Annotated in this window: 16 protein-coding genes; 15 read left to right on the top strand and 1 reads right to left on the bottom strand. The window is 61.3% G+C overall.

Annotation, left to right across the window (positions count from 1 at the left end; genetic code table 11):
* The first annotated feature begins 58 nt into the window (after positions 1-58).
* From WMW70_RS10335 to WMW70_RS10360, 6 genes are all read left to right on the top strand, one after another.
* Positions 59-1,288 carry an MFS transporter gene (locus WMW70_RS10335; RefSeq protein WP_341437419.1) on the top strand — a complete coding sequence of 410 codons (1,230 nt, stop codon included), beginning with the start codon at positions 59-61 and terminating at the stop codon, positions 1,286-1,288.
* Between the two features lie 324 nt (positions 1,289-1,612).
* Complete coding sequence (locus tag WMW70_RS10340; protein ID WP_341437420.1) at positions 1,613-2,017, top strand: acyl-CoA thioesterase; 405 nt, start codon at positions 1,613-1,615, stop codon at positions 2,015-2,017.
* A gap of 135 nt (positions 2,018-2,152) precedes the next feature.
* Positions 2,153-2,584, top strand: coding sequence for an MAPEG family protein (locus WMW70_RS10345; protein WP_341437421.1), 432 nt, complete (start codon positions 2,153-2,155; stop codon positions 2,582-2,584).
* 39 nt (positions 2,585-2,623) lie between these two features.
* Positions 2,624-2,953 carry a hypothetical protein gene (locus WMW70_RS10350; RefSeq protein WP_341437422.1) on the top strand — a complete coding sequence of 110 codons (330 nt, stop codon included), beginning with the start codon at positions 2,624-2,626 and terminating at the stop codon, positions 2,951-2,953.
* 206 nt (positions 2,954-3,159) lie between these two features.
* A complete protein-coding gene (locus WMW70_RS10355) occupies positions 3,160-3,966 on the top strand; it encodes an alpha/beta fold hydrolase (protein ID WP_341437423.1) in 807 nt (268 codons plus the stop codon).
* A gap of 125 nt (positions 3,967-4,091) precedes the next feature.
* On the top strand, positions 4,092-4,424 hold the full coding sequence (locus WMW70_RS10360; protein ID WP_341437424.1) for a YegP family protein: 333 nt from the start codon (positions 4,092-4,094) through the stop codon (positions 4,422-4,424).
* Between the two features lie 942 nt (positions 4,425-5,366).
* On the opposite strand, the gene WMW70_RS10365 is transcribed toward WMW70_RS10360, so the two are convergent.
* A complete protein-coding gene (locus WMW70_RS10365) occupies positions 5,367-6,050 on the bottom strand; it encodes an alpha/beta family hydrolase (protein ID WP_341437425.1) in 684 nt (227 codons plus the stop codon).
* 104 nt (positions 6,051-6,154) lie between these two features.
* Between WMW70_RS10365 and ccoN (WMW70_RS10370) the strand changes: the two genes are divergently transcribed.
* The 9 genes from ccoN (WMW70_RS10370) to ccoG all read left to right on the top strand — a co-directional run bounded on the left by ccoN (WMW70_RS10370) (position 6,155) and on the right by ccoG (position 14,545).
* A complete protein-coding gene (ccoN, locus tag WMW70_RS10370) occupies positions 6,155-7,594 on the top strand; it encodes a cytochrome-c oxidase, cbb3-type subunit I (RefSeq protein ID WP_341437426.1) in 1,440 nt (479 codons plus the stop codon).
* Positions 7,594-8,202: a cytochrome-c oxidase, cbb3-type subunit II gene (gene ccoO, locus WMW70_RS10375; protein WP_341437427.1), complete on the top strand. Its 609-nt coding sequence runs from the start codon at positions 7,594-7,596 to the stop codon at positions 8,200-8,202. The genes ccoN (WMW70_RS10370) and ccoO (WMW70_RS10375) overlap by 1 nt, the downstream gene beginning before the upstream one ends.
* Before the next feature lie 4 nt (positions 8,203-8,206).
* Entirely contained in the window at positions 8,207-8,392 is a 186-nt protein-coding gene (locus tag WMW70_RS10380) for a cbb3-type cytochrome oxidase subunit 3 (RefSeq protein ID WP_341437428.1), read from the top strand.
* A complete protein-coding gene (gene ccoP / locus WMW70_RS10385; protein WP_341437429.1) occupies positions 8,389-9,315 on the top strand; it encodes a cytochrome-c oxidase, cbb3-type subunit III in 927 nt (308 codons plus the stop codon). Before WMW70_RS10380 ends, ccoP (WMW70_RS10385) begins: the two co-directional genes overlap by 4 nt.
* Before the next feature lie 402 nt (positions 9,316-9,717).
* On the top strand, positions 9,718-11,160 hold the full coding sequence (gene ccoN / locus WMW70_RS10390; protein WP_341437430.1) for a cytochrome-c oxidase, cbb3-type subunit I: 1,443 nt from the start codon (positions 9,718-9,720) through the stop codon (positions 11,158-11,160).
* Positions 11,160-11,768: a cytochrome-c oxidase, cbb3-type subunit II gene (ccoO, locus tag WMW70_RS10395; protein ID WP_341437431.1), complete on the top strand. Its 609-nt coding sequence runs from the start codon at positions 11,160-11,162 to the stop codon at positions 11,766-11,768. Before ccoN (WMW70_RS10390) ends, ccoO (WMW70_RS10395) begins: the two co-directional genes overlap by 1 nt.
* A gap of 6 nt (positions 11,769-11,774) precedes the next feature.
* Positions 11,775-11,960 carry a cbb3-type cytochrome oxidase subunit 3 gene (locus WMW70_RS10400; RefSeq protein ID WP_325506489.1) on the top strand — a complete coding sequence of 62 codons (186 nt, stop codon included), beginning with the start codon at positions 11,775-11,777 and terminating at the stop codon, positions 11,958-11,960.
* Positions 11,957-12,943 carry a cytochrome-c oxidase, cbb3-type subunit III gene (gene ccoP, locus WMW70_RS10405; RefSeq protein ID WP_341437432.1) on the top strand — a complete coding sequence of 329 codons (987 nt, stop codon included), beginning with the start codon at positions 11,957-11,959 and terminating at the stop codon, positions 12,941-12,943. The genes WMW70_RS10400 and ccoP (WMW70_RS10405) overlap by 4 nt, the downstream gene beginning before the upstream one ends.
* Before the next feature lie 189 nt (positions 12,944-13,132).
* On the top strand, positions 13,133-14,545 hold the full coding sequence (gene ccoG / locus WMW70_RS10410) for a cytochrome c oxidase accessory protein CcoG (RefSeq protein WP_341437433.1): 1,413 nt from the start codon (positions 13,133-13,135) through the stop codon (positions 14,543-14,545).
* Positions 14,546-14,551 lie beyond the last annotated feature (6 nt).

The raw sequence follows: 14,551 nt of genomic DNA on the forward strand, positions 1-14,551 counted from the left end.
GGGGGCTCTGCATGCTGACCCGCGGCGGCGAACTTCAACCTCCAATAGGGTGCCGGCCATGCGTTTGAACGCTGCGGTTGTCGTGTTGTTAACGGGGCTCGTCGCTGCGACCTACGGCTTCGGCATTTATCTCTTCGCACAACTCGTCCCCGATATGCAGGCGTCCCTGGGCTTCAGTTTTGCCTATGTCGGCACCATCACTGCGGCGGGGCAACTGGGCTTTCTGCTATGCGCGCTCCTGGCAGCCTGGCTGACGCCAAGGGTGGGCGGTGACTGGCTGATCCTGGGGTCGGGCGTGGTGTGCGCCATGGCGCTGCTGCTTATTTCACAGTCGAACAATAGCCTTGTGATAGGGGCAATGCTGGTCGTGCTGGCCGGCACTGCGGCAACAGTCTTTGTGCCTATGGTCGATGTTATTGCCAGGGTCGTTGCATACCGCTACCGCGGGATGGCGATGGGGCTCGTATCGAGCGGGACAAGCTACGGGGTGTTTATCAACAGCCTGCTGGTACCCATCTATGCCCCCCAGGGCGAGTGGCGAACCGTGTGGTGGCTGGTGGGGCTGATCGCCCTGGGTCTATGCGTCCTGGTCTGGTGGGTGTTCAGGCGCGGTGGTTTGCTCGGCAGGGTACCCTCTCCAGTCGCCCGGCCAGCATTAGCCGAGGGTGCCACGCCGCAGGTGCGCCTAACGGGCACCAGGGCTGAACTGATGCAGCCCTGGGTGTTGATGGTCTGGTCCATGAACTTCTTGATCGGATTCTCGACCTTCCCGTTTCAAAACTATCTCTCATCCTACCTGCGTATCGAGCTGGGTTTTGGGGTGGCTTACACCGCTCAAATATGGGCCACCATCGGGTTGGTGGGCATGTTCGCAGGGCTGGCCGTCGGCTGGCTGTCGGACCGCATAGGGCTGCGTATCGCGATGCTGCTGGTGTATGTCAGCGTGGCTGTTGCTGCTCTTATCCTTCTGGTGCAGCCATCGGGATATTGGCCATCGATAGCCGCCGTGCTGTTTTCTATCGCCTTCTATCCCATCTTCGGACTGATACCTGCCTATGTGTCCAAGCAGGCCTCTTCAGTCGCCACGGCTGTGGCTATCTTTGGCATTGCCAACGTGATGCAGGGTAGCGGGGGAATGCTCGGCAATTACAGTGCAGGGCTCTGGGCCAGCCATAGCGGAAGCTTTGCCGGCATTTATGGTGCCATTGTCATGGTGGCTATGGTCCTGATTGCACTGACCCTCAAACTGCCCAGGGAAGCCCCGGAAAAGCTCCAGCAGCTCTGCTGAATCACCTCCCCTTTAACCTGAAATTGCGGCCTTCGGATGGCTACCTCCTGGTGTCAGCGCCAGGCTGACCCAGCCCCGTAGCCTTGAATCAGTAACGAGCTATTCTTGGGAGCCCGGCTTGGCTGGACTATTTCAGCGCCGCCCAGGATAAAGCGAGCCCGCTTGGTTGACGGCAGAAGGCTGCAGCTAGCCAAACAATTGGCCGCCAAGCACTTGTCGTCGATAGATTCACGGAGTGCAGTGTTAGCCGTGCAGGCATCGCTGGGCAGACCCACCACGCTGAAGCCCGTCGACCACGCCAGGCCTAGATAAAGGATCTACACCATGAGCTTTACCACCCACCGAACCATCCTGTTCGGGGACTGCGACCCGGCGGGTATTGTCTATACGCCGCGTATTTCCTATTTCGTGATCGAGGCGGTGCACGATTTTCTGACCCATGTGCTCGGGGCTTCAGGCATTCGCGAAATTTTCGCCATGGGGATACTTCCCCCGGCACGGGCACTGGCCATCGAGTTTCTGGCCCCCATGGCCTGGGATGAGGTGATCGAGATTGGCGTCAGCAGCACGGAGCTGGGCACTTCGTCCTTTGGTTTTCAGGTCGAGGGGCGCAATGCCGCGGCCGAGATAACCTTTCGCGCCACCCTGACCCAGGTGAGCATATCGCCGCAAAGCAAACGCCCAGTGCCGCTGCCCCAGGCACTGCGCGAGGCCTTGTCCGCAGTTTGAGTCGCCAACGGACTTAACCCTGGGCTCGCCAGCTTGACGGCAACGCAAGAAACTCGACAATGCTGTCCGGCAGGGTGTCAGTCGCTCTGGCGCGTCGCCAGTCACTGCTTCTGCTTATTACAAGGAGGTAACAACATGCACAAAACCGCAATTCTCTACCCGCTATTCGCCCTGGCGCTGTGGACCGCCCTGGTTCTGCTGCAGATTCCCATTGCCCGCTTCCGCGCTGCAGCCCGCCGCGAGGTGACAGCCAGCGACTTCAAATACGGCGAGTCGGCGACGGTGCCCGCCTATGTCTGCATCCCCAACCGCAACTATATGAACCTGCTTGAGGTGCCGGTGCTGTTCTATGTCGCCTGCCTGCTGCTGTATGTCACCGATGGCGCATCGACCACGCTGGTCGTGCTGGCTTGGGCCTATGTAGCCTTGCGCGTACTGCACAGCCTGATCCATCTGAGCTACAACCATGTGTATCACCGGCTCATGGCATTCGCCGCCAGCAATCTGGTGCTGATTGCACTCTGGCTGCTGGCGGCCGTACATGTATTTACCCAGGCACCCGCCTAGACTGCATCCGGACTTAGCCCCAACCTTTCAAGGATGAGCATGAAATATCCAACGCTCTCGCTACTGGCCGCACTGCTGTGCGCCGCCCCCCAGGTTGGTGCGCTCGAATCGGAAAAGGAGCGCATCAGGCAAAAGCAGGCCGAACTCGACCAGGCCTGCGAAAGCGCCCGGGAGGTGAAACTGCAGCCCCTGCGTGCCCAGGCCTTTGACGAATGCATGACGGCCAAGCGCAGCACCAATACGGCGCAGGACTGCAGGCGCAAGAGCGCGGATGTTAATGGCAACAGGCTGGGCGGCAGCCCCAGGTTCTATGATCTGCCGGCCTGCGAGGCGGCCTTCAAGCACCGCAAGAGCCATCCAAACCGCTGATACGCATGCCCGAACTACCATGCTCTGTGGGAGAGGGGCTTTAGCCGCGATGGTTACGCAAGGTCATGCCGACTGCGATGCCCTCGTCGCCGCTAAAGCGCCTGCCACAGGTTTGATCTGTGTGCGGCCTGCCCGAGGGTTGGTCAACGAGCCCGCGCCACCTATGCTGAAAAGGTAAACGGCAGCACGACCCGCAGGAGCCCGGCATGGCCCAACCCATCCCCTTTTTTCGCGAGGCCGGCAACGGCCCTGGCGTGGTCTGTCTGCATGCCAACGCCAGCACATCGAGCCAGTGGCGCAGCCTGATGGACTGCCTGGCCCCGAATTTTCGCGTCTTGGCCCCCGACTTGTATGGCAGCGGGCAGAGTCCGGGCTGGCCCTCCCGGGAGGTGATCAGCCTGCATGACGAGGCTGCCCTGATCGAGCCCGTGCTGGCCAGTGCCGGCGCACCGCTGACGCTGGTGGGGCATTCGTATGGGGCGGCCCTGGCCCTGATCGTGGCCCTGGCCAATCCGGGCCGCGTCGCCGCCCTGGTGCTCTATGAACCTACCCTGTTCGCCCTGCTGGATGCCGAACGCGCGCCGCCGAACGAGGCCGACGGCATTCGCGGCGCAGTGGCGGCCGCCAGCGCCGCCCTCGAGCAAAACCTGCCGGACAGCGCCGCACGGCACTTTATCGATTACTGGATGGAACCCGGCAGCTGGGCGATGACCGCCGAATCGCGTAAACCGGCCATCACCGCCGCCGTCGGCAATGTACGCCGCTGGGCCCATGCACTGTTGAACGAGCCGACCCCGCTGGCGGCGCTGCGCACCCTGGATATCCCGGTGCTGTTTATGCTGGGCAAGCTCTCCACCGTTTCGGCGCATGGAGTGGCGCGCCTGCTGCTGGGCGCGCTACCACGGGTCGAACGGCTGGAGTTCGACGAGCTGGGGCATATGGGGCCGGTCACCCACCCGGACCAGGTCAACCCGGCCATTGCGCACTTTCTTCAACGCCTGCACGGCGGCTGACGGGCCGCAGCCCGTGGCGCAGAGCCCTGCCTCCCCGGCAAAATGCCAGGCAGCGTCTACGCTTGCCTGGGTGGGGCCCGGTGCGTGGCCCCCCACACCTCTCAGAATAAACAAGGAGCACGGATATGGCGGGTTGGTTCGAGCTAGGTAAAAGCAGTGACGGACAGTTTCGCTTTGTACTCAAGGCCGCTAATGCAGAAACCATTCTGACCAGCGAGCTGTACAAGACCAAAGCTGCGGCAGAAAACGGCATCGCCTCGGTACAGACCAACTGTGCGCTGGACGAACGCTACGAGCGCAAGACGGCGGCTAACGGCAAGCCTTACTTCAACTTGAAAGCGGCCAACCACCAGGTTATCGGCAGCAGCCAGATGTATGCCTCCGAGGCATCGCGCGATAACGGCATCGGTAGCGTCAAGAACAACGGGGCCTCCACCACCATCAAAGACAACTGCTAAGACGGGCAAGGGAAGACGCGTAGGGTGCGCCGCGCGCACCAAGGCTTCGTGGTGTAGCGGATGCACACCGGGAGACCGTGGTTTGGCTGGTGCGCGCGGCGCACCCTACCGATTGCATGCCGCCTGGCCAGACGCGGCATGATCAACGGCCTGCTCCTCGCCCGCTCCCCGAACTGCAATCTTGCATTAGGTTAGTGGGACGGAGCCTGAGCATCGGTCTTGCCCCGCAGACAACGCACCTGGGTACAAGTAGATCCGATTTTGTAGGGTGCGCCGCGCGCACCAAGGCTCCGTGGTGTAGCGGATGCACACCGGGAGTCCGTGGTTTGGCTGGTGCGCGCGGCGCACCCTACCGATTGCATGCCGCTTGGCCAGACGTGGCATGATCAACGGCCTGCTCCTCGCCCTCTCCCCGAACTGCAATCTTGCAATAGGTTAGTGGGACGGAGCCTGAGCGTCGGTCTTGCCCCGCAGGCAACGCACCTGGGTACAAGTAGATCCGATTTTGTAGGGTGCGCCGCGCGCACCAAGGCTCCATGGTGTAGCGGATGCACACCGGGAGTCCGTGGTTTGGCCGGTGCGCGCGGCGCACCCTACCGATCGCATGCCGCCTGGCCGGACGCGGCATGATCAACGGCCTGCTCCTCGCCCGCACCCCGAACTGCAATCTTGCAATAGGTAATGGGGACGGAGCCTGAGCATCGGTCATGCCCCGCAGACAACGCACCTGGGTACAAGTAGATCCGATTTTGTAGGGTGCGCCGCGCGCACCAAGGCTCCGTGGTGTAGCGGATGCACAACGGGAGTCCATGGTTTGATTGGTGCGCGCGGCGCACCCTACCGATTGCATGCCGCCTGGCCAGACGCGGCAGGGTCGTTAACTGCCCCCTCGCTCTCGCTCGCCCCTGAACTGATCGGCGTAAACCGACAGGCCTTGCTGTTTTAGCGGCCGGTTAGAAAGGCGGCGATTTCGTCGGCGGCGCTCTGCAGGTGTTGCGCATGGCTGAAGCCTGAGCTTTTCAGGGGTTTCAGGTCATGGTCGGCCGCCATGAGCCAGTGCAGCCGGATGGCCGCGGACAGCGGGTAAGCCGCCACGGCCGCGCGGTTGCCCAGGGCATCGCGCTCCCCCTGGATAATCAGCGTTCTGCTGCGCAGTTCGGCCAGGTGGGCGATGCGCGGTTTTTCCGGTTTGCCCACGGCATAGAAGGGATAACCCAGGCACACCAGGGCATCGGCCCCCAGTTCATCAGCCAGCAGACTGGCCATGCGCCCGCCCATCGACTTGCCGCCAATGGCCAATGGCCCTGCGACCCGTTGGCGCACCTGGGTATAGACCTCACGCCATTGCTGCAACAGCTGCGCCTGCGGATTGGGCGGGCGTTTCTTGCCGTCCAGGCGACGTGCGGCCATATAGGCGAACTCGAAGCGCAGCACCGCAATGCCCCGGGCGGCAAGGCTTTTCGCCATTTCCTGCATGAACTCGCTGTCCATCGGCGCACCTGCGCCGTGGGCCAGAATCAGGGTGGCGCGGACCTCGCCGGCGGGCCTGTCCCATAGCCACGAATCGTCGCCTTGCGGCTGTGCGTATTGATCCCCGTCAATACCGGCACTTTGCCCTTTGCTCATGCTTGCCTCGCTTAAAGAATCTGTCGGACTGCGGCGTTGATCGTACAGGCACGCAGCCAATGATTTTCGATGATCGGTCTATAACCGTGGATGGAAGCCCAGACATGAACACTACAATCAGTTCCGCCTACAACTACAAGGTGGTGCGCCAGTTCGCCATCATGACGGTGGTGTGGGGCATAGTCGGGATGGCGGTCGGCGTACTGATCGCCTCGCAGCTAGCCTGGCCCGCGCTCAACTTCGACCTCCCTTGGACCAGCTTTGGGCGCCTGCGCCCGCTGCACACCAACGCGGTGATCTTCGCCTTCGGCGGTTGTGCATTGTTTGCCACCAGCTACTACGCAGTGCAACGCACCTCCCAGACCACCCTGTTCGCCCCCAAGCTGGCGGCCTTCACCTTCTGGGGTTGGCAGGCAGTGATTCTGCTGGCGGCCATCAGTCTGCCGCTCGGCTACACCAGCTCCAAGGAATACGCGGAACTGGAATGGCCGATCGATATCCTGATCACCGTGGTCTGGGTCAGCTACGCCATCGTGTTCTTCGGCACGATCATGAAGCGCAAGGTCAGCCATATCTATGTGGGTAACTGGTTCTTCGGTGGTTTTATCCTCACGGTAGCCATCCTTCATCTGGTCAACAACATGGCCATTCCGGTGAGCCTGACCAAGTCCTACTCGGCCTATGCCGGGGCGACCGACGCGATGATCCAGTGGTGGTACGGCCACAACGCCGTGGGCTTCTTCCTCACCGCTGGCTTCCTGGGGATGATGTATTACTTCGTGCCCAAGCAGGCCGAGCGTCCGGTGTACTCCTATCGCCTGTCGATCGTGCACTTCTGGGCGCTGATCGCCGTGTATATCTGGGCCGGCCCGCACCACCTGCACTACACCGCGTTGCCGGACTGGGCGCAGAGCCTGGGCATGGTGATGTCGCTGATCCTCCTGGCTCCAAGCTGGGGCGGCATGATCAACGGCATGATGACCCTCTCGGGGGCCTGGCATAAGCTGCGCACCGACCCGATCCTGCGCTTTCTGGTGGTATCGCTGGCGTTCTACGGCATGTCGACCTTCGAAGGTCCGATGATGGCGATCAAGACCGTCAACGCCCTGTCCCACTACACCGACTGGACCATCGGCCACGTCCACGCCGGTGCCCTCGGCTGGGTTGCCATGGTCTCCATCGGTTCGCTCTACCACCTGATTCCGCGGGTATTCGGCCGCGCCGAGATGCACAGCATCGGCCTGATCAACGTGCACTTCTGGCTGGCCACCATCGGCACCGTGCTCTATATCGCCTCGATGTGGGTCAACGGCATCGCCCAGGGCCTGATGTGGCGTGCAGTCAACGAAGACGGCACCCTCACCTACTCCTTCGTCGAAGCGCTCGAAGCCAGCCACCCCGGCTTTGTCGTACGCCTGCTGGGCGGCGCGATCTTCTTCAGCGGCATGCTGGTGATGGCCTGGAACGTCTGGCAGACCGTGCGTCATACCAAGGCGGCAGAGATGGAAGCCGCTGCGCAGTTTTCGGTTGAAGGAGCCCACTGATGAGACACGAATTACTCGAAAAGAATATCGGCTTGATGGCCCTGCTGATGGTGCTGGCCGTGAGTGTCGGCGGCCTGACGCAGATCGTCCCGCTGTTCTTCCAGGATGTGGTCAATGAGCCGGTGGCGGGCCTCAAGCCTTACACCGCACTGCAACTGGAGGGCCGCGACATCTATATCAAGGAAGGCTGCGTCGGCTGCCATTCGCAGATGATCCGCCCGTTCCGTGCCGAAACCGAACGCTACGGCCACTACTCGGTCGCCGGCGAAAGCGTCTACGACCACCCCTTCCTCTGGGGCTCCAAGCGTACCGGTCCGGACCTGGCCCGGGTTGGCGGCCGCTACTCGGACGAGTGGCACCGCGCGCACCTGTACAACCCGCGCAACGTGGTGCCCGAGTCGAAGATGCCGTCCTACCCCTGGCTGGTGGAAAACGCCCTGGATGGCAAGGACACCGCGGCCAAGATGAAGTCACTGCGCACCGTCGGCGTGCCCTACAGCGATGAGGACATCGCCACTGCCAGCGACGCAGTCAAAGGCAAAAGCGAGATGGATGCCATAGTCGCCTACCTGCAAGTGCTCGGCATTGCCGTGAAGAACAAGAGGTAGGGTCATGTCATTCGAATTTTTTGATATCGGCACCCTGCGCGGCATAGGTACGGCACTGGTTCTGCTGTCCTTTGTCTGCGTCACCCTGTGGGCCTACAGCGGCAAGCGCCGCCCGGCGTTCGATGAGGCCGCCTTACTGCCCTTTGCCGATGAACCCAAGCTGGCTGCACCGAGGAGCAAGACCCCATGAGCACTTTCTGGAGCTGGTACATCACAGCGCTGACCATCGGCACCCTGCTCGCCCTGTTCTGGCTGATTTTCGCCACCCGCAAAAGCGAAACCCACAAGACCGAAACCGAGCAGACCATGGGTCATGCCTTCGACGGCATTGAGGAGTACGACAACCCGCTGCCCAAGTGGTGGTTTATGTTGTTCCTTGGCACCCTGCTCTTCGCGATTGGCTACCTGGCGCTCTACCCGGGTCTAGGCAACTGGAAAGGCGTGCTACCGGGCTATGAAGACGGCTGGACCCAGGTCGGCCAGTGGCAGCGCGAAGTTGATCAGGCCGATGAGCTTTATGGACCTATCTTCGCCAAATATGCGGCTATGCCCCTGGAAGAAGTGGCCAAAGACCCACAAGCACTGAAAATGGGCGGTCGCATGTTCGCCACCTATTGCTCGGTTTGCCACGGCTCGGATGCCAAGGGCGCGGTGGGCTTCCCCAACCTGGCCGACAACCACTGGCGCTGGGGCGGCGAACCTGCCGCGATCAAGACCAGTATCCTCAATGGCCGCATGGGTTCCATGCCGGCCTGGGCCACAGTGATTGGCGAAGATGGCGTGCAACAGGTCGCCGCCTATGTACGCAAGGAGCTGGCCGGCCTGCCGCTGCCAGCCGACAAGAGCTTCGACCTGGAACAAGGCGCGGCCGTGTTTGCCGCCAACTGCCTGGCCTGCCACGGTGCCGAAGGTAAAGGCATGGCCTTGCTTGGCGCGCCAGACCTGACCAGCCCGGCGGGCTGGATCTACGGCAGCAGCCTGACCCAGTTGCAGCAGACCATCCGCCACGGCCGTAACGGCCAGATGCCGGCGCAGGAGCAATACCTGGGCAACGACAAGGTGCATCTGCTGGCCGCCTATGTACTGAGCCTGAGCCAGAACAAGGCGCAGTAACCGCTACCCTGCAGGTGCGGGCCAGCCCCGCACCTGCAGATACCCGGCACCAGTCACCCGCTCCTCGCGCAATACCCCTTCCCTTCGCCCGGCCCAGCCGGCGCGCTCGTGCGACCCAAGGTCGCACCCCGGCAAGCATCTGCGTGCACACTGCACGACATGGGCTAATCTAGTCGACAGTCGCCAACCGTCATAACTCCAAGGCGATTCCCATCTTCAGCGCGTGGCCATTTAGGCCTTTTTTTGCTTGCGGCATTGCACTGCATAACGCCATTTGCACCCTTGCCAACAGCCCTTAAGGCCCTATCGCGCCGGCTTGTGTCGTTGCAATGAGAAACTGCTTTCTCCATACTTGCCGCCGATTTTTGCCCCCCAGAAACTCCATTAACCGTGGAACCCATAATGAGCACAGCAATCAGTCCGACTGCTTATAACTACAAGGTGGTTCGCCAGTTCGCCGTGATGACGGTGATTTGGGGAGTCATTGGCATGAGCCTGGGTGTTTTCATCGCCGCACAACTCGTGTGGCCTGAACTTAACCTGGGTCTGGAATGGACGAGCTTCGGCCGTCTGCGCCCCCTGCACACCAACGCGGTGATCTTCGCTTTCGGCGGCTGCGCGCTGATGGCGACCTCGTTCTACGTGGTGCAACGCACCAGCCAGGCTCGCCTTATTTCCGATGGCCTGGCGGCATTCGTGTTCTGGGGTTGGCAAGCCGTAATCGTGCTGGCCGTGGTCACCCTGCCTATGGGTTTCACCGGCAGCAAGGAATACGCCGAACTCGAGTGGCCGATCGATGTGCTGATCACCATCGTCTGGGTCGCCTATGCGGTGGTGTTCTTCGGCACCATCACGAAGCGCCAGACCAAGCACATCTATGTCGGTAACTGGTTCTACGGTGCCTTTATCCTGGTTACCGCGATGCTGCACATCGTCAACAGCGCTGCCGTTCCGGTGAGCCTGTTCAAGTCCTACTCGGCATATGCCGGGGCGACTGACGCGATGATCCAGTGGTGGTACGGCCACAACGCCGTGGGCTTCTTCCTGACCACGGGCTTCCTGGGGATGATGTACTACTTCGTACCCAAGCAGGCCGAGCGCCCGATCTACTCCTATCGCCTGTCCATCGTGCACTTCTGGGCGCTGATCACCCTGTATATCTGGGCCGGTCCGCACCACCTGCACTACACCGCACTGCCGGATTGGGCCCAGTCCCTCGGTATGGCGATGTCGATCATCCTTCTGGCACCAAGCTGGGGCGGCATGATCAACGGCATGATGAGCCTCTCGGGTGCCTGGCATAAGCTGCGCACCGACCCGATCCTGCGCTTCCTGGTGGTATCCCTGGCGTTCTACGGCATGTCGACCTTTGAAGGCCCGATGATGGCGATCAAGACCGTCAACGCCCTGTCCCACTACACCGACTGGACCATCGGCCACGTACACGCCGGTGCCCTCGGCTGGGTTGCGATGATTTCCATCGGCGCGCTGTACCACCTGATTCCGAAGGTCTTCGGTCGTCCGCAGATGCACAGCGTGGGCCTGATCAACGCGCATTTCTGGCTGGCTACCATCGGTACCGTGCTCTATATCGCCTCGATGTGGGTCAACGGCATCACCCAGGGTCTGATGTGGCGTGCAGTCAACGAAGACGGCACCCTCACCTACTCCTTCGTCGAAGCCCTGGAAGCCAGCCACCCCGGTTTCGTGGTGCGCATGATCGGCGGCATGTTCTTCGTCACCGGCATGCTGTTGATGGCTTACAACACTTACCGCACCGTGCGTGCCGCCAAAGCTTCCGAATATGAAGCAGCTGCACAGATGCCTGCCGGAGTAGCGCACTGATGAAACACGAAATCATCGAGAAGAATATCGGCCTGATGGCGCTGCTGATGGTTCTGGCCGTCAGCATCGGCGGCCTGACCCAGATCGTTCCGCTGTTTTTCCAGGACGTCACCAATGAGCCGGTGGAAGGCCTCAAGCCTTACACCGCGCTGCAACTGGAAGGTCGCGACATCTATATCGCCAACGGCTGTGTCGGCTGCCATTCGCAGATGATCCGCCCGTTCCGTGCCGAAACCGAGCGTTACGGCCACTACTCGGTTGCTGGCGAAAGCGTCTGGGACCACCCCTTCCTGTGGGGCTCCAAGCGCACCGGTCCGGACCTGGCCCGCGTTGGCGGCCGCTACTCGGATGAGTGGCACCGCGCGCACCTGTACAACCCGCGCAACGTGGTACCCGAGTCGAAGATGCCGTCCTACCCCTGGCTGGTTGAGCACAAACTCGACGGCAAGGACACCGCCAAGAAGCTGGAAGTCATGCGTGGCTTTGGCATCCCCTACAGCGATGAAGACATCGCCGGGGCCAAGGACGCGGTGAAGGGCAAGACTGAAATGGACGCCCTGGTGGCGTACCTGCAAGTTCTCGGTACCTCCATCAAAAACAAACGGTAACGCACTATGGATATCGGGACTATTCGCGGCATAGGCACAGCCATCGTCTTCATCGCCTTTATTGGCGTGGTGCTCTGGGCCTACAGCAGCCGACGCAAAGATAGCTTCGACGAGGCTGCCAACCTGCCCTTCGCCGATGATCCCAAACCCCAAGAGCGTGACGCGCAATCTTCCAGGAGCAATGACCAATGACCACGTTCTGGAGTTGGTACGTAACAATTCTGTCCCTCGGCACCATCTTCGCCCTGACCTGGCTGATCTTCGGCACCCGCAAGGGCCAGCGCCAGGAAACCACCGAGGAAACCGTCGGCCACGAGTTTGACGGTATCGAGGAATACGACAACCCGCTGCCCAAGTGGTGGTTTATGTTGTTCCTCGCCACCATCATCTTCGCGCTCGGCTATCTGGCCCTCTACCCGGGCCTGGGTAACTTCAAGGGCTTTCTGCCGGGCTACGACTACCTCGACACCGAGGCCAAGACGCCTTTCGCCACCGACATTCAAGTCAGTGACGGCGTGCGTAATGCAGGCTGGACCGGCGCGCACCAGTGGGAAAAGGAAATGGCCAAGGCCGACGCCCAATATGGGCCGATCTTCGCCAAATATGCGGCAATGCCTATCGAACAGGTCGCTCAGGACGAGCAAGCGCTGAAAATGGGCGGTCGCCTGTTTGCCTCCAACTGCTCGGTCTGCCACGGTTCCGATGCCAAGGGTGCCTACGGCTTCCCCAATCTGACCGACAACGACTGGCTGTATGGCGGCGAGCCGGAAACCATCAAGACCACCCTGCTCAAGGGTCGCCAGGGCGCAATGCCGGCACAACTGGCGGCGATTGGCGAAGAAGGCATCCGTAACGTTGCCGGCTACGTGCGCTCGCTGTCGGGCTTGAAAAACCCCGAAGGTATCGAGGTTGACCTTGCCGCAGGTCAAAACATCTTCGCCACAACTTGTTCAGTCTGTCATGGTGCTGACGCCAAGGGCCAAAAGGCCATGGGCGCGCCGAACCTGACCGACAAGACCTGGCTTTACGGTTCCAGCTTCGCTCAGGTGCAACAAACTCTGCGCTATGGCCGCAACGGCAAGATGCCTGCTCAGGAAGACTTCCTCGGCAATGACAAGGTCCATCTGCTGGCGGCTTACGTGTACAGCCTGTCCCAGGAAAAGCTCGAGAAGTGATTCTCCGCATACCTGTCGGCTCCTGACGTCCCTAGGGACGCTTTCGAGTTCGCCAGGTGCCTGAGCCAGGCGCGACCCCCGGTCGCACCTGACCAGGCAATGTCAGGCGTACCATAGCGCAAGAGCCCGTATGACCCCGGTTGGCACGTATCGACCGGGGCAGCCAATCAACCGCCGTGGTACGAACTGATGAGCGCACAGATTCCAGTCAAAGATGTCACCCCCATCGCGGCCAAGGTCGAAACCGTCGATCTGTATGCCAACCGCGAAAAAATCTATACCCGCTCCTTCACCGGCATCTTCCGCAACCTGCGCATGCTCGGTGGCGCAGCCCTCTTCCTGCTGTACTTCGGCACCGTATGGTTGACCTGGAATGGCCGTCAGGCTGTCTGGTGGAACCTGCCGGAGCGCAAGTTCTATATCTTCGGTTCGACCTACTGGCCCCAGGACTTCGTCCTGCTCTCGGCGCTGCTGATCATCGCCGCCTTCGGCCTGTTCTTTATTACCGTATTCGCCGGCCGCGTGTGGTGCGGCTACACCTGCCCGCAGAGCGTATTCACCTGGGTGTTCATGTGGGCGGAAAAGGTCACCGAGGGTGATCGCAACCAGCGCATGAAGCTCGACAAAAGCCCGATGACAGCGCAGAAATTTCTGCGCAAGCTGGCCAAGCACGGCATCTGGGTCGGCGTGTCGCTGGTCACCGCGATCACTTTTGTCGGCTACTTCACACCGATTCGTGAGCTGATTCCCGAGCTGTTCACCCTGCAAGCGGGTGGCTGGGCATTGTTCTGGGTCGGTTTCTTTACCCTCGCCACCTATGGCAATGCCGGCTATCTGCGCGAACAGGTGTGCATCTATATGTGCCCCTACGCGCGCTTCCAGAGCGTGATGTTCGACCAGGACACCCTGATCGTTTCCTACGACCCGCGCCGTGGCGAACAGCGTGGCCCGCGCAAGCGTGACGCCGACTACAAGGCCGACGGTCTGGGCGACTGCATCGACTGCAAGATGTGCGTGCACGTCTGCCCCACCGGCATCGACATCCGCGACGGTCTGCAGATCGAGTGCATCGGCTGCGCCGCCTGTATCGACGCCTGCGACAGCATCATGGACAAGATGAACTACCCGAAAGGGCTGATCAGCTACACCACCGAACACAACCTGTCCGGACAGAAGACCCACCTGGTGCGGCCGCGCCTGATCGGCTACGCCGTGGCCCTGCTGGCGATGTTCTGCGTCTTTGCCTGGGCCATCTCCAGCCGCTCGCTGGTGGAACTGGACGTGCTCAAGGACCGCGTGCTCTACCGCGAAAACGAAGAGGGTCGGATCGAGAACGTCTACACCCTGAAGATCATGAACAAGGCCCAGCATGAGGTGACCTACCTGATCGCAGCCGATGGTCTCGACGGCCTGGTCTACGAAGGCAAGAGCGAGATCACCGCCTTGGCCGGCGAGGTATTGTCCCTGCCTATCGAGCTGTCCATCGACCCGGAAAAGCTGCCCTCGAGCACCAATGAAATTACCTTCCGCCTGCACTCGGCGGATGATCCGAGCATCAAAACCGACGCCGCCAGCCGCTTTATCGGCCCCAGCGTGCGCTGAACAGAG

This window comes from Pseudomonas sp. XK-1, from assembly GCF_038069885.1.
In the GTDB taxonomy this organism is placed as follows: Bacteria; Pseudomonadota; Gammaproteobacteria; order Pseudomonadales; family Pseudomonadaceae; genus Aquipseudomonas.

Excerpts from the sequence above, each read along its gene's own strand:
- ccoN (WP_341437426.1), top strand. The coding sequence starts at position 6,155 with ATGAACACTACAATCAGTTCCGCCTACAACTACAAGGTGGTGCGCCAG.
- WMW70_RS10340 (WP_341437420.1), top strand. The coding sequence starts at position 1,613 with ATGAGCTTTACCACCCACCGAACCATCCTGTTCGGGGACTGCGACCCG.
- WMW70_RS10365 (WP_341437425.1), bottom strand. The coding sequence starts at position 6,050 with ATGAGCAAAGGGCAAAGTGCCGGTATTGACGGGGATCAATACGCACAG.
- WMW70_RS10345 (WP_341437421.1), top strand. The coding sequence starts at position 2,153 with ATGCACAAAACCGCAATTCTCTACCCGCTATTCGCCCTGGCGCTGTGG.
- ccoP (WP_341437429.1), top strand. The coding sequence starts at position 8,389 with ATGAGCACTTTCTGGAGCTGGTACATCACAGCGCTGACCATCGGCACC.
- ccoP (WP_341437432.1), top strand. The coding sequence starts at position 11,957 with ATGACCACGTTCTGGAGTTGGTACGTAACAATTCTGTCCCTCGGCACC.
- WMW70_RS10400 (WP_325506489.1), top strand. The coding sequence starts at position 11,775 with ATGGATATCGGGACTATTCGCGGCATAGGCACAGCCATCGTCTTCATC.
- ccoG (WP_341437433.1), top strand. The coding sequence starts at position 13,133 with ATGAGCGCACAGATTCCAGTCAAAGATGTCACCCCCATCGCGGCCAAG.
- WMW70_RS10355 (WP_341437423.1), top strand. The coding sequence starts at position 3,160 with ATGGCCCAACCCATCCCCTTTTTTCGCGAGGCCGGCAACGGCCCTGGC.
- ccoO (WP_341437431.1), top strand. The coding sequence starts at position 11,160 with ATGAAACACGAAATCATCGAGAAGAATATCGGCCTGATGGCGCTGCTG.
- ccoO (WP_341437427.1), top strand. The coding sequence starts at position 7,594 with ATGAGACACGAATTACTCGAAAAGAATATCGGCTTGATGGCCCTGCTG.
- WMW70_RS10335 (WP_341437419.1), top strand. The coding sequence starts at position 59 with ATGCGTTTGAACGCTGCGGTTGTCGTGTTGTTAACGGGGCTCGTCGCT.
- WMW70_RS10380 (WP_341437428.1), top strand. The coding sequence starts at position 8,207 with ATGTCATTCGAATTTTTTGATATCGGCACCCTGCGCGGCATAGGTACG.
- WMW70_RS10350 (WP_341437422.1), top strand. The coding sequence starts at position 2,624 with ATGAAATATCCAACGCTCTCGCTACTGGCCGCACTGCTGTGCGCCGCC.
- ccoN (WP_341437430.1), top strand. The coding sequence starts at position 9,718 with ATGAGCACAGCAATCAGTCCGACTGCTTATAACTACAAGGTGGTTCGC.
- WMW70_RS10360 (WP_341437424.1), top strand. The coding sequence starts at position 4,092 with ATGGCGGGTTGGTTCGAGCTAGGTAAAAGCAGTGACGGACAGTTTCGC.